This is a genomic window from Streptomyces gardneri (genome assembly GCF_006539185.1).
Taxonomy (GTDB): Bacteria; Actinomycetota; Actinomycetes; order Streptomycetales; family Streptomycetaceae; genus Streptomyces; species Streptomyces gardneri.
Genome location: NZ_BJMN01000044.1, coordinates 17,827 through 29,840 on the forward strand (window position 1 = coordinate 17,827; position 12,014 = coordinate 29,840).

General features: G+C 72.1%; 12 protein-coding genes. 7 read left to right on the forward strand and 5 right to left on the reverse strand.

All coding sequences use genetic code 11. The annotated features are described in order from the left end of the window. Positions 1-30: 30 nt before the first annotated feature. From SGA01_RS30260 to SGA01_RS30270, 3 genes are all read left to right on the forward strand, one after another. Positions 31-1,818 (forward strand): trypsin-like peptidase domain-containing protein, encoded by a 1,788-nt coding sequence (locus SGA01_RS30260; RefSeq protein WP_141300393.1) that lies wholly within the window; start codon positions 31-33, stop codon positions 1,816-1,818. A gap of 91 nt (positions 1,819-1,909) precedes the next feature. Continuing rightward, on the forward strand, positions 1,910-2,353 hold the full coding sequence (locus SGA01_RS30265; RefSeq protein WP_141300395.1) for a sec-independent translocase: 444 nt from the start codon (positions 1,910-1,912) through the stop codon (positions 2,351-2,353). A 74-nt stretch (positions 2,354-2,427) separates the two neighbouring features. Next, positions 2,428-3,054 carry a hypothetical protein gene (locus SGA01_RS30270; RefSeq protein WP_141300397.1) on the forward strand — a complete coding sequence of 209 codons (627 nt, stop codon included), beginning with the start codon at positions 2,428-2,430 and terminating at the stop codon, positions 3,052-3,054. Between the two features lie 54 nt (positions 3,055-3,108). On the opposite strand, the gene SGA01_RS30275 is transcribed toward SGA01_RS30270, so the two are convergent. From SGA01_RS30275 to SGA01_RS30285, 3 genes are read right to left on the reverse strand one after another with little or no spacing between them, the layout of a single operon-like run. Then, positions 3,109-4,242: an Mrp/NBP35 family ATP-binding protein gene (locus SGA01_RS30275; RefSeq protein ID WP_055641473.1), complete on the reverse strand. Its 1,134-nt coding sequence runs from the start codon at positions 4,240-4,242 to the stop codon at positions 3,109-3,111. A gap of 44 nt (positions 4,243-4,286) precedes the next feature. After that, complete coding sequence (locus tag SGA01_RS30280; RefSeq protein ID WP_141300399.1) at positions 4,287-4,853, reverse strand: DUF1003 domain-containing protein; 567 nt, start codon at positions 4,851-4,853, stop codon at positions 4,287-4,289. Then, positions 4,843-6,126 (reverse strand): magnesium transporter MgtE N-terminal domain-containing protein, encoded by a 1,284-nt coding sequence (locus SGA01_RS30285; protein WP_141300401.1) that lies wholly within the window; start codon positions 6,124-6,126, stop codon positions 4,843-4,845. Before SGA01_RS30285 ends, SGA01_RS30280 begins: the two co-directional genes overlap by 11 nt. Positions 6,127-6,424: 298 nt before the next feature. Between SGA01_RS30285 and SGA01_RS30295 the strand changes: the two genes are divergently transcribed. After that, positions 6,425-7,183: a hypothetical protein gene (locus tag SGA01_RS30295; protein ID WP_141300405.1), complete on the forward strand. Its 759-nt coding sequence runs from the start codon at positions 6,425-6,427 to the stop codon at positions 7,181-7,183. A 15-nt stretch (positions 7,184-7,198) separates the two neighbouring features. Here the strand turns inward: SGA01_RS30295 and SGA01_RS30300 are convergent, their stop codons facing one another. Together SGA01_RS30300 and SGA01_RS30305 are read right to left on the reverse strand one after the other, a co-directional pair. Beyond that, positions 7,199-7,705 (reverse strand): hypothetical protein, encoded by a 507-nt coding sequence (locus SGA01_RS30300; protein ID WP_055641469.1) that lies wholly within the window; start codon positions 7,703-7,705, stop codon positions 7,199-7,201. 24 nt (positions 7,706-7,729) lie between these two features. Further along, entirely contained in the window at positions 7,730-8,857 is a 1,128-nt protein-coding gene (locus tag SGA01_RS30305) for a magnesium and cobalt transport protein CorA (protein WP_141300407.1), read from the reverse strand. 425 nt (positions 8,858-9,282) lie between these two features. Between SGA01_RS30305 and SGA01_RS30315 the strand changes: the two genes are divergently transcribed. The 3 genes from SGA01_RS30315 to SGA01_RS30325 all read left to right on the forward strand — a co-directional run bounded on the left by SGA01_RS30315 (position 9,283) and on the right by SGA01_RS30325 (position 11,616). Beyond that, complete coding sequence (locus tag SGA01_RS30315) at positions 9,283-9,867, forward strand: suppressor of fused domain protein (RefSeq protein ID WP_141300409.1); 585 nt, start codon at positions 9,283-9,285, stop codon at positions 9,865-9,867. 150 nt (positions 9,868-10,017) lie between these two features. After that, entirely contained in the window at positions 10,018-10,656 is a 639-nt protein-coding gene (locus SGA01_RS30320; RefSeq protein WP_055641466.1) for a DUF6758 family protein, read from the forward strand. A 96-nt stretch (positions 10,657-10,752) separates the two neighbouring features. Then, positions 10,753-11,616, forward strand: a complete 864-nt coding sequence (locus tag SGA01_RS30325) for a PHP domain-containing protein (RefSeq protein WP_141300411.1) — start codon at positions 10,753-10,755, stop codon at positions 11,614-11,616. The last annotated feature ends 398 nt before the right edge of the window (positions 11,617-12,014 follow it).

Sequence of the window (12,014 nt, forward strand, 5' to 3'; positions counted from 1 at the left end):
CGCGGACGGGTCAGCGGTTGCGGGGAGAGCATGAACGACGGGAAGCCGAACTGGTGGAGCCGGCCTTCGACGGCACCGGAGACACCGGAGGCGGCGCGGATACCCTCGCCGCCTCCGACCGACGGCGGTGACGACGGCGACGGTGACTTCCCCCTGCCCGCGCCCCAGCCACAGGTCGAGGCCGCCGCCGCGAGCGCCGAAGCCGAGACCGTGGTCGAGGCCGTGGTCGAGACCGGCACCGCGGAGATCGCCGACGCGCCTCGCCCGGCTGCGCCGGAGCAGGAGACCGTGCCTGCTCCCGCGCCCGCCGTCCTGCTGACGAAGGGCGAGCCGGCCGACGCGCCTGTGACTCCTGTGACCGATGCGCCCGTGGCCGACGCGCCCCAGGTCGCCCCGGAGGCGGTCGCGCAGCCCGCCCCGCAGCCCCTGCACGCGCCCGACGAGTACCGGACGCCGCCCTACGGCGAGCCCGGCCCGTGGGCGCCCGCGCCGCCCGTGCAGCACCCGGCGGCCTCCGTGCCTCCCCAGGCCCCCGTACCGCCCCAGGCCCAGCCGCAGGGCCACGTGCCCCCGGTACCCCCGCAGCAGGCCGCCGTGCCCCCCGTACCGCCGCAGCAGGGCGGGACCGCCCCGTGGATGCAGTACGACCCCTGGGGCGGGGCCGTCGGCGGCATCGGCGTCGCGCCGGCGCCCGTGAAGAAGTCCCGGAAGGGCCTCGCGCTCGCCGGAGCCCTGGTCTTCGCCCTCGTCACCGGAGTCATCGGCGGCGGCATCGGCGCCTACGTCGAGCGGAACGGCGGGCTCACCACGGTCGAGCTGCCCCAGGCCGACGGCGGGGACACCGACCGCGCCCCCGAGAGCGTGGCCGGGATCGCCGCCGCCGCGCTGCCCGGCGTCGTCACGCTGCACGTCAGCGGCGGCGGCTCCTCCGGCACCGGCACCGGCTTCGTCCTGGACACCAAGGGCCACATCCTCACCAACAACCACGTGGTCGACGCGGCCGAGTCCTCCGGGGACATCACCGTGACCTTCTCCAGCGGTGAGACCGCCCGCGCCAAGATCGTCGGCAAGGACACCGGCTACGACCTCGCCGTCGTCCAGGTCACCGGCGTCTCCGGCCTCAAGGCGCTGCCCCTCGGCAACTCCGACAACGTCCGCGTCGGCGACCCCGTCGTCGCCATCGGCGCCCCCTTCGACCTCTCCAACACCGTGACCTCCGGGATCATCAGCGCCAAGGAGCGCCCGATCACCGCCGGCGGCGAGAAGGGCGACGGCACCGACATCAGCTACGTCGACGCCCTCCAGACCGACGCCCCCATCAACCCCGGCAACTCCGGCGGTCCGCTGCTCGACTCCAAGGGCCGGGTCATCGGGATCAACAGCGCGATCCGCGCCGCCGGCGGCTCCGGTGACGGCGACGGCGGCAGCGCCGGCCAGCCCGGCTCCATCGGCCTCGGCTTCGCCATACCGATCAACCAGGGCAAGCGGGTGGCCGAGGAGCTCATCAACACCGGCAAGGCCACCCACCCCGTCATCGGTGTGAGCCTCGACATGCAGTTCAACGGCGACGGCGCCCGGGTCGGCGAGAAGGGCAAGGACGGTGCCGCCTCCGTCACCCCGGGCGGCCCGGCCGCCGCGGCGGGCCTCCGGCCCGGCGACGTCATCACCAAGGTCGACGGCCAGCGGGTGCACAACGGCGAGGAGTTGATCGTGAAGATCCGCGCCCACCGCCCCGGTGACAAACTGCGGCTCACGCTCACCCGCGACGGCAAAGAACTGACCAAGACGTTGACACTCGGTTCGTCGCAGGGCACCTGAGTGCCATGTGGCGGACACCGGGAGGTACCCGTCCGACAGCTTCGGCGGGTACCGTGGACCGGGCCCTGGACCGGCGTGAAGGAGCTACTAGGTGTTCAGCGACATAGGCGCACTCGAGCTGGTGGCCCTCGTGGTCCTCGCCGTGCTCGTCTTCGGGCCTGACAAGCTCCCGAAGGTCATCCAGGACGTCTCGCGTTTCATCCGGAAGGTACGTGACTTCTCGGACAGCGCGAAGGAGGACATCCGCAGCGAGCTGGGACCGGAGTTCAAGGACTTCGAGTTCGAGGACCTCAACCCGAAGACGTTCCTCCGCAAGCAGATGGAGGGGAACGAGGACCTCAAGGAGCTCAAGGAGCTGCGCGGCTCGTTCGACCTCAAGAAGGAGATGAACGACGTCGCCGACGCGGTCCACAACCGCGAGACCGCGCCCGCCGCGGTCAACGGCAGCGCCGCCGCCGGCACCCCGGACCTCCTCAAGAAGCAGGACAAGCCGGACACCGGAGAGCGTCCGCCGTACGACTCCGACGCGACCTGACGACGGGCTGTCACCGACCCGACGCGTCCCGGTGGCTATCCTCCCTCTGTTGACGTTACGAGGAGGCGGCCGAGTTGGAGACCACGAGTCGGGTGGAGGGCGTGCCGACGGCACGGCGTACCCCCGAGGGATATCTGCGGGCACCCTTCGCCTGGTACGGCCTCGACGAGGCGTTCACCGGGCCGCGCTGGCTGATGCAGGTCGGCACGGCGGCGGACGGCAGCGTGCAGCACGGGTCGACCGGGCACGGTGACACGCCGTCCATAAAGTCGGACGCGACCGCCGCGGAGAAGGAGCGGTTCGCGGTCGTCGTGACCGTGGCCGCGAGCCCCGTCAGGCGGACCGGGGACGGGACGGGCGTCCTCGACGCCACCACGGTCTCCTCCGCCGCCTGGCTGGCCGGTTCGGGCCTTCTGGTGCACACCTGGCCCGCCTCGCTCGACCACGGGCTGCGCGACAACTGGCTGGACCAGCAGACGGAGACGGCCTTCGAGCTCGCGGACGACCTCGACGGTCCCGCCTGGTCGACGCTGTCGCTGCCCGTGGACGGGGTCCCGATGCCGTTCCACTACCGTGAGTCGGAGTTCGGCTGGGTGCTCGCCGGCTCGGCCGCGGGGGTGCACCTCGGGGCGTACGGGCGGGGGATGAGCGCGTACGGCCTCGGCTTCTCGCAGATCAAGGACCTGGAAGCGTACTCCTGACGGCATGACGAAGGGGCGCCCCCACCCGGGGGCGCCCCTTCGTCATGCCGTACGTCAGAACTTGTTGCGCGGGGTGATGCCCAGGCTCATGCCCGACAGGCCGCGCTGGCGGCCGCCCAGCTTGCCGGCGATGGCGCGCAGGGCCGCGCCCGCCGGGGAGTCCGGGTCGGACAGGACGACGGGCCTGCCCTCGTCGCCGCCCTCGCGGAGCCGCACGTCGATCGGGATCGAGCCGAGGACGGGGACGGTCGCGCCCGTGGTCTGCGTCAGGCCGTCCGCGACCCGCTGGCCGCCGCCCGTGCCGAAGACGTCGACCATCTCGTCGCAGTGCGGGCAGGGCAGGCCCGCCATGTTCTCGACGACGCCGACGATCTTCTGGTGCGTCTGCACCGCGATCGAACCGGCCCGCTCGGCGACCTCGGCGGCGGCCTGCTGCGGGGTCGTCACGACCAGGATCTCGGCGTTCGGGACGAGCTGTGCGACCGAGATCGCGATGTCGCCCGTGCCCGGGGGCAGGTCGAGCAGGAGGACGTCCAGGTCGCCCCAGTACACGTCCGCGAGGAACTGCTGGAGCGCGCGGTGCAGCATCGGGCCGCGCCACACCACCGGGGCGTTGCCCGGGGTGAACATGCCGATGGAGATGACCTTCACGCCGTTCGCGGACGGCGGCATGATCATGTTCTCGACCTGGGTCGGACGGCCGTCCGCGCCCAGCATCCGCGGCACGCTGTGGCCGTAGATGTCGGCGTCGACGACACCGACCTTCAGACCGTCCGCGGCCATCGCCGCGGCCAGGTTCACGGTCACGGAGGACTTGCCGACTCCGCCCTTGCCGGAGGCGACCGCGTACACCCGGGTCAGCGAGCCCGGCTTCGCGAACGGCACCTCGCGCTCCGCACCGGTCCCGCGCAGCGCCGCCGCCAGCTCCTTGCGCTGCTCGTCGCTCATCACGTCGAGCGTCACGTCGACACCGGTGACGCCCTCCACCCGGGAGACGGCCTCGGTCACGCGCTGCGTGATCGTGTCCCGCATCGGGCAGCCGGAGACGGTCAGGTAGACCGTGACGGCGACCTTGCCGTCCGGTTCGATCTCCACCGACTTGACCATGCCGAGCTCAGTGATCGGTTTGTTGATCTCGGGGTCGTTCACCGTCGCCAGTGCTTCGAGCACCGCGTCTTCCATAGCCATACCGACGATGGTACGGCGCCGACCACCGGCCCATGAAAGGGCTGTCAACGGTCGGGTACGTCACTTCCGTGTCCTTCGCCGGACGGGAATAGATCCCGGCGCTCCTCCAGCTCCTTGATCAGGTCCTGGAGCTCCGAGCGGATCCAGTCCCGCGTCGCGACCTCGCCGAGGCCCATGCGGAGCGCCGCGATCTCCCGGGTCAGGTACTCGGTGTCCGCGATCGACCGCTCGTTCTGCTTCCGGTCCTGTTCGAGGTTGACCCGGTCCCGGTCGTCCTGCCGGTTCTGGGCCAGCAGGATCAGCGGGGCCGCGTACGAGGCCTGGAGGGACAGCGCGAGCGTCAGGAAGATGAACGGGTACTCGTCGAACCTCAGCGACGACGGCGCGAAGATGTTCCACCCGATCCAGACGACGACCGTCAGCGTCATCCAGACCAGGAAGCGCCCCGTCCCCAGGAAGCGGGCGATCCGCTCCGACATCCGCCCGAAGGCCTCCGGGTCGTACTCCGGAAGGAACCTGGGCCGGCGCTCGCGCGGCAGGTCGAGCCGGATCCGGGCCACCATCGGCCGTTCCCGGTCCCGCTCCCTCTCCTGCCCCCGCTCAGCCGCCATGCGCGGTGCCCTCCTCGTGGAAGTCGGTCTCGCGCCAGTCGTCCGGCAGCAGATGGTCGAGCACGTCGTCGACGGTGACCGCGCCGAGCAGCGACCCGCTCTCGTCCACGACGGGCGCGGCGACCATGTTGTACGCGGCGAGATAGCTGGTGACGGCGGGCAGCGGGGTGTCCGGACCCAGCGGCGGCAGATCGCTGTCCACGAGCGAACTGACCAGCGTGAACGGCGGGTCCCGCAGCAGCCGCTGGAAGTGCACCGTGCCCAGGTACTTCCCGGTCGGCGTCTCGTCCGGCGGCCGGCACACGTACACCTGCGCGGCGAGCGCCGGCGACAGGTCCTGCTGGCGCACCCGGGCCAGCGCGTCCGCGACCGTGGCGTCCGGCCGCAGCACGATCGGCTCGGTCGTCATCAGACCGCCCGCCGTGCGCTCCTCGTACGACAGGAGGCGGCGTACGTCTGCGGCTTCGTCCGGCTGCATCAGGGTCAGGAGCCGCTCCTGGTCCTCCTCCGGCAGCTCGGACAGCAGGTCGGCCGCGTCGTCCGGGTCCATCGCCTCCAGGACGTCGGCGGCCCGTTCCTCCTTCAGCTTGCCGAGGATCTCGATCTGGTCGTCCTCCGGCAGCTCTTCGAGGACGTCGGCGAGCCGGTCGTCGTCGAGGGCGGCGGCCACCTCGGCGCGCCGCTTGGGGGAGAGGTGGTGCAGGACGTTGGCGAGGTCGGCGGGGCGCAGCTTCTCGAAGGTGGCGACGAGGCTCTCCGCGCCCTGTCCCTCCTCCTCCAGGGAGAAGCCGGTGACGGCCGACCACTCGACGGTCAGCGTCTCGCCCTTGCGGCTCAGCACCCCGCCCTTGCCCTTGCGGACGAAGACCTTGTCGATCTCCCAGTCGCGGCGGGCGGGCAGCTGCTGGATGGCGACGTCGAGGACGGTGACCTCCTCGCCCTCCCGCCCGTCGGGCCCCACGAGCCGGACGCGCCGGTCGAGGAGCTCGCCGAGGACGAGCCGCTCGGTGGGCCGCTGCTCGAAGCGGCGCATGTTGACCACGCCCGTGGTGATGACCTGGCCGGACTCGACGCCCGTGATGCGGGTCATGGGGACGAAGACCCGGCGGCGGCTCAGCACCTCCACGACCATGCCGAGCAGCCGGGGCGGTCTGCGGCCGACGCGGAGCATGGCGACGAGGTCGCTGACCCGGCCGACCTGGTCGCCGACGGGGTCGAAGACGGGGACCCCCGCGAGGTGGGAGACGAAAATCCGGGGGGCGCCTGCCGCCATGCCACGCGCCTCCTCGGTGCCGCACGATTCGAGTCGTGGCAAGAGCTTTGCCGCTTCTCGCGGAGCTTTGCCTGGTTCAGGCTAGCCCGTGCCGTTCCGACCCGCTCCGGCAAGGACTCCGTACGGCTGCCTGCGGGCCCCGTCACCCGGCCCGGGTACGCTGCGGTCTGCCGTCCCCCCTCCTCGGCCCCGGCACCGGACCCGGCCATTCCGCCGACCCCGCCCGCGGCCGCACACGGCACCCCGTAACGGGCCACGGCCCGGCATACCTCCCCCCACGACACGAGAGGCAGCGCAGATGGCCGTTCGTACCCCGTCGTCGCGTATCCGCAGGGCCGTCGCGCCCCTGGCCCTCTGCGCCGGACTGACGGTCGGACTCACCGCCTGCGGCGCCGACCCGGACGAGGGGACCAACGGGGTCGGGAAGCTCTCCGCGCCCGAGATCGAGCAGAAGGCGCAGACCGCGGCGGACGCGGCGAAGGCGGTACGCCTGTCCGGCACCCTCGTCAGCAAGGGCGGCACCTTCAAGCTCAACATGCGGCTCAAGCAGGACGGCGCCGCCGGCTCGGTGACGACGAAGAACAGCACCTTCGAGCTGCTGCGGATCGGCGACGCGCTCTACCTGAAGGCGGACGCGGACTTCTGGGCGCACGACGACAAGGCGACCGACGAGCCCTCCGAGGCGGACACCGAGGCCGCCGACAAGCTCGACGACATGTACGTGAAGGTGCCGCAGGGCGACCCCACGTACAAGCAGTTCCGCGGCTTCACCGACATGGACGTGCTCCTCGGCGGGCTGATCGGCCTGCACGGGGAGAAGGTCAAGGGCGACCGCGACCAGATCGGCGGGGTCCGCACGATCAAGGTCAAGGGCGGCGCCGAGGGCGAGGGCGGCACGCTCGACGTGGCCCTGGAGGGCTCCCCGTACCCGCTGCAGTTCGCGCGCGGCGGGGGAGCGGGCGTCGTCGTGCTCTCCGAGTGGAACAAGGACTTCCCGCTCGCGGAGCCGTCCAAGGAGGAGACCCTCGACTACGGCAAGCAGCTGCCGCGCTCGTAGGGCCTGGCGCCGCCGCTACTTGCGGCGCTTGCGGAACAGCAGCTTCGGGAGCGCGGCCGGCACCGGTCGGCGGGTCGTGGCCTCCGAGGGCAGCGGTACGGCCGCCAGCGAGCCGTCCGGCAGCTCCGTCGTCGAGGAGCGGGGTTCGAGCCGCAGCACGCGGCACTCGCGCGCCCAGCGCCCCGGCATGGCCTCGCCGTCGAGGGCGTTCAGCCGCTTGCCCTTCAGCTCGGCGACCGCGGCGTCCCACTCCTCCGTACCGGGGGAGAGCTCGCGCACCGAGGCCGTCCAGGCGAGGAGCCGCCCGCCCTTGTCCTTGCTGCGGACCGTGACCTCGACCGTCCCGCCGTCCGCCAGGCCCGGCAGCGGCTGCTCACCGGGACCGTCGCCGACGACGTGCGCGGCGCCGTCGTGCCAGACGTGCCAGAGCGCGCGGGCGGGACCGGTCCCGCGCACCCAGACGAGGCCGGACTTCTTGGTGGCCTCCTCGACGAGGGCGGACCCGAGCAGCTCTTCAGTCATGGCCCGAAGCTTAGGCCCTGTCCGCTACAGCCAGCCGTTGCGCTTGAGCATGCGGTGGATGCTGAAACAGACCACGATGATGCCGGTGAGCACCATCGGGTAGCCGTACTTCCAGTGCAGCTCCGGCATGTGGTCGAAGTTCATGCCGTAGACGCCGCAGACCGCCGTGGGGACGGCGACGATCGCCGCCCACGAGGTGATCTTGCGCATGTCCTCGTTCTGCGCGACGGTCGCCTGCGCCAGGTTGGCCTGGAGGATCGAGTTGAGGAGCTCGTCGAAGCCGACGACCTGCTCCTGGACGCGGGCGAGGTGGTCGGCGACGTCCCGGAAGTACTTCTGGATGTCGGGGTCGACCAGCCGCATCGGACGCTCGCTCAGCAGCGTCAGCGGACGCAGGAGCGGAGTGACGGCCCGCTTGAACTCCAGTACCTCACGCTTGAGCTGGTAGATCCGGCCCGTGTCGGTACCGCGTGTGGAGCCCTTCGTGCTCGGCGAGAAGACGTCGATCTCCAGCTGGTCGATGTCCAGCTCGACGGCGTCGGCGACCGCGATGTAGCCGTCGACGACGTGGTCGGCGATGGCGTGCAGGACGGCCGAGGGCCCTTTGGCGAGGAGCTCGGGCTCGCCCTGGAGGCGGTGGCGGAGGTTGCGCAGGGAGCCCTGGCCGCCGTGCCGGACGGTGATGACGAAGTCGGGGCCGGTGAAGCACATGACCTCGCCGGTCTCGACGACCTCGCTGGTCGCCGTGAGCGCGGCGTGCTCGACGTAGTGGATCGTCTTGAAGACGGTGAAGAGGGTGTCGTCGTACCGCTCCAGCTTGGGCCGCTGGTGGGCGTGGACGGCGTCCTCGACGGCGAGCGGGTGCAGCCCGAACTCGGCGGCGATACCGGCGAATTCGGCCTCGGTCGGCTCGTGGAGCCCGATCCAGGCGAAGCCGCCGCTCTCGCGGACCTGGCTCATCGCGCCGCGGGGCGTGAGGCATTCGCGGTCGTCGACCCGGCGCCCGTCGCGGTAGACGGCGCAGTCGACGACGGCGCTGGAGGCCGAGTGGTCGCGGGTGGGGTCGTACGAGGTGTACGTGGTGGGGGTCTTGCGCAGGGTGTGCCGCAGGCTCGGCCGGACGGCGGCGCGCAGGTCACGGATCATCGACATGGGCATGCTCCTTCACGGAGAGGCCGTCGGCGATGCGTGGCACAGCCCGGAATGGGGACGTGGAGCTACGTCGTCCACAAAGCGGGCGGCACCGGGGGATCGCGGTGACGGCGTTCGCTACAGACAGGCAAAGGCGAAATGCTCTTCCGTCGTGCGAGATGCCGGAGAAGGCAGGTCCGAACGGGACCCTGGGATCACCGGAGGGAGAAGCGCACCGGGCAAGGGTGCGGGGCGGAAGAGCGACTGGTACTGCCCGACCGACTTCGGTCCATCGCAGCCCCACCTCCTCCGGCCGGTCCCCCGTGAGGGATGACGTGTGACGAGTAATCAGGAGTTCGTGACTCCCGACCAGCGGCCAAGACTATCAGCCGACAGAGGGTCAATCCCTGACTTTGCCCGTTCCATACGCGCTTTATGCTCAACGCATGGGAGAAGTTCTTGCTCTGGTCGAAGCCCGGCTGCGGACGGCGCTCGGTGAACCGGACGCGCGGGCCGCGGTGACGTTCCTCGGCACCGATCGGATCGAGGTGCTCCGCTTCGTCGACGGCGACGTCGTGCGGTACGCGACCCTCGGGATGTCCGCCTCGCCGATGGCCGATCCGACCGCCGCCCTCGCCGACCCCGTGAAGGGCCCGCGCGCGGAGCTCGTCCTGACCGTACGGGCCGGCCTCGCCGACACCGACAAGGTCCTGCGCCCGCTCGCCGTGCTCGCCTCCACCCCGCAGGTCGAGGGCGTGGTCGTGGCCCCCGGCGCCTCGCTCGACGTCGGTGAGCCCCTCTGGCCGGGCGCTTCCTTCAGCTCGGTCCTGGTCGCCGAGTCCGGCGGTCTCGTGGAGGACCTGGAACTGGACGAGCCGCTCGACCCCGTCCGCTTCCTGCCGCTGCTCCCGATGACCCCGAACGAGGCGGCCTGGAAGCGTGTGCACGGGGCGAAGGCGCTGGAGGAGCGCTGGCTGGCCCGGGGGACGGATCTGCGCGATCCGCTGCGCGGGTCCGTGAGCCTGGACTGAGGAGCCGCTCGCCCCGGGCCGAACGCGCGGGCCGAACGGCCGGGCTGAACGGCCGGGCCGAACAGCTCGGGTGAACGGCCCGGGCCGGACGGGTGATCGTCCGCGGGCCGTCCTTGACGCGGGGCCCGAGGGGTAGGACCGTTGAGCCCTATGAGGGGCGAACCCAGTTGTCCGAAGTGCGGTGGCAGGGTCAGAGCGCCCGGTCTCTTCGCCGACTCCTGGCAGTGTGACGTGCACGGCTCGGTGCACCCGCTCCAGCCCGTGATCCCACCCAGCGTCGAGGCCCTCGGTGTCGTGGTGCACCGGTCCCACGTCCCGGTGTGGATGCCGTGGCCCCTGCCCGTCGGCTGGCTCTTCACCGGTGTCGCGTACGCCGGTGACGACCGCAGCGGCGGACGTGCGACGGCCGTCGCCTGCTCGGGCCCCGGTCCGCTCGGCGGGATCGGCGAGCTGCTCCTGATCGCCGAGGAGCTCGGCGTCGGTCTCGGCGCGCGGTACGCCGGCATCGACGGCCTCGATCCCGGCTCCGGCATGGCCATCGACAAGCCGCCCCAGGCGAAGGTCCTCGCCGCCGGACGCCCCACCCCGCTGTGGCACGTCACCGGCACCCCGCAGGACCGGGCGGTCTTCGCGGGGGAGGCGCGCGGCCTCTGGCTGTGGGCGATCGTCTGGCCCGAACAGTCCGGCCTTCTGATGTACGACGAGCTGGTCCTGACGGACCTGCGGGACGCGGGCGCCGAGGTCGAGCTCGTGCCGTGCGGCGCGCTCACCCCGAGGCTGCTCAAGTAACGGGCGACCGGGCGCCGGGATCCGTACAAGGCTGTTCGATTCGCCCGTTATGCTGAAGCGTCCCTCGTCCGTGTCGAGCCCCCGGAGTACCGCGTCGTGCGCATCGATCTGCACACCCACTCCACGGCTTCCGACGGCACGGACTCGCCGGCCGAACTCGTCAGGAACGCGGCCGCCGCCGGGCTCGACGTCGTCGCGCTGACGGACCACGACACCACCCGCGGCCACGCCGAGGCGATCCGCGCGCTGCCCGAGGGGCTGACCCTCGTCACCGGCGCCGAGCTGTCCTGCCGCCTCGACGGCATCGGCCTGCACATGCTCGCCTACCTCTTCGACCCGGAGGAGCCCGCGCTCCTCGCCGAGCGCGAGCTCGTCCGGGACGACCGCGTGCCGCGCGCCCGCGCCATGGTCGGCAAGCTCCAGGAGCTCGGCGTCCCCGTCACCTGGGAGCAGGTCGCCCGCATCGCCGGCGACGGATCCGTCGGACGCCCGCACGTCGCCGAGGCGCTCGTCGAGCTCGGGGTCGTACCGGACGTGTCCGGGGCCTTCACGCCCGACTGGCTCGCCGACGGCGGCCGGGCGTACGTCGGGAAGCACGAGCTGGACCCGATCGAGGCGATCCGCCTGGTCAAGGCCGCAGGCGGGGTCACCGTCTTCGCGCACCCGCTCGCCGTCAAGCGCGGCGAGGTCGTGCCGGAGGCGGCGATAGCCCGGCTGGCCGACGCCGGGCTCGACGGCATCGAGGTCGACCACATGGACCACGACGAGGCGACGCGCGCGCGGCTGCGCGGGCTCGCGAAGGAGCTCGGGCTGCTGGTCACGGGCTCCAGCGACTACCACGGCAGCCGCAAGACCTGTCGCCTCGGCGACTGCACCACCGATCCCGAGATCTACGGCGAGATCATCCGCCGTGCCACAGGGGCCTTCGCGGTCCCCGGCACGGGGGGAGCCGCCGCCTAGCCCCTAGGGGGGCGGTCCTGAGGGGCCGAGCTCCGATGCCGGAGGGCCGGTAGCAAAGGCCCCGGGCGACAGGCCCCAGGCCCGAGGACCGCGAGGCCCACGGCCTTCGCCGGCCGTCCGGAGCGGACGGGCCGCGGCGGTCGAACCGTCCGGTCCGATCGGTCCGATCGGTCCGTCATCACGACCCGCGCCCGCGTCCGCGCCGGCCCCGCCAGGGCGGTGCGGAGTCCCGCTGCCGGACCCGGTCTCCGGGCCCCGAGAGGGTCCCGGGCAGCCCCCACCCGTATCCGTTCACGTCACCCGCGCGGCTCCGCGCCCCGCGGTGGACGTCCCCGCGTCGGCCCGCCGGCGGAACTCCACATTCCGGCAGCGGCGACCCACACCCCACCGTTCGACCT

What these genes read in the sequence shown, in the direction of transcription:
- SGA01_RS30320 (WP_055641466.1), top strand. Translation starts at nt 10,018, where the DNA reads ATGAGGGGCGAACCCAGTTGTCCGAAGTGCGGTGGCAGGGTCAGAGCG.
- SGA01_RS30305 (WP_141300407.1), bottom strand. Translation starts at nt 8,857, where the DNA reads ATGTCGATGATCCGTGACCTGCGCGCCGCCGTCCGGCCGAGCCTGCGG.
- SGA01_RS30275 (WP_055641473.1), bottom strand. Translation starts at nt 4,242, where the DNA reads ATGGCTATGGAAGACGCGGTGCTCGAAGCACTGGCGACGGTGAACGAC.
- SGA01_RS30260 (WP_141300393.1), top strand. Translation starts at nt 31, where the DNA reads ATGAACGACGGGAAGCCGAACTGGTGGAGCCGGCCTTCGACGGCACCG.
- SGA01_RS30295 (WP_141300405.1), top strand. Translation starts at nt 6,425, where the DNA reads ATGGCCGTTCGTACCCCGTCGTCGCGTATCCGCAGGGCCGTCGCGCCC.
- SGA01_RS30300 (WP_055641469.1), bottom strand. Translation starts at nt 7,705, where the DNA reads ATGACTGAAGAGCTGCTCGGGTCCGCCCTCGTCGAGGAGGCCACCAAG.
- SGA01_RS30315 (WP_141300409.1), top strand. Translation starts at nt 9,283, where the DNA reads ATGGGAGAAGTTCTTGCTCTGGTCGAAGCCCGGCTGCGGACGGCGCTC.
- SGA01_RS30280 (WP_141300399.1), bottom strand. Translation starts at nt 4,853, where the DNA reads ATGGCGGCTGAGCGGGGGCAGGAGAGGGAGCGGGACCGGGAACGGCCG.
- SGA01_RS30285 (WP_141300401.1), bottom strand. Translation starts at nt 6,126, where the DNA reads ATGGCGGCAGGCGCCCCCCGGATTTTCGTCTCCCACCTCGCGGGGGTC.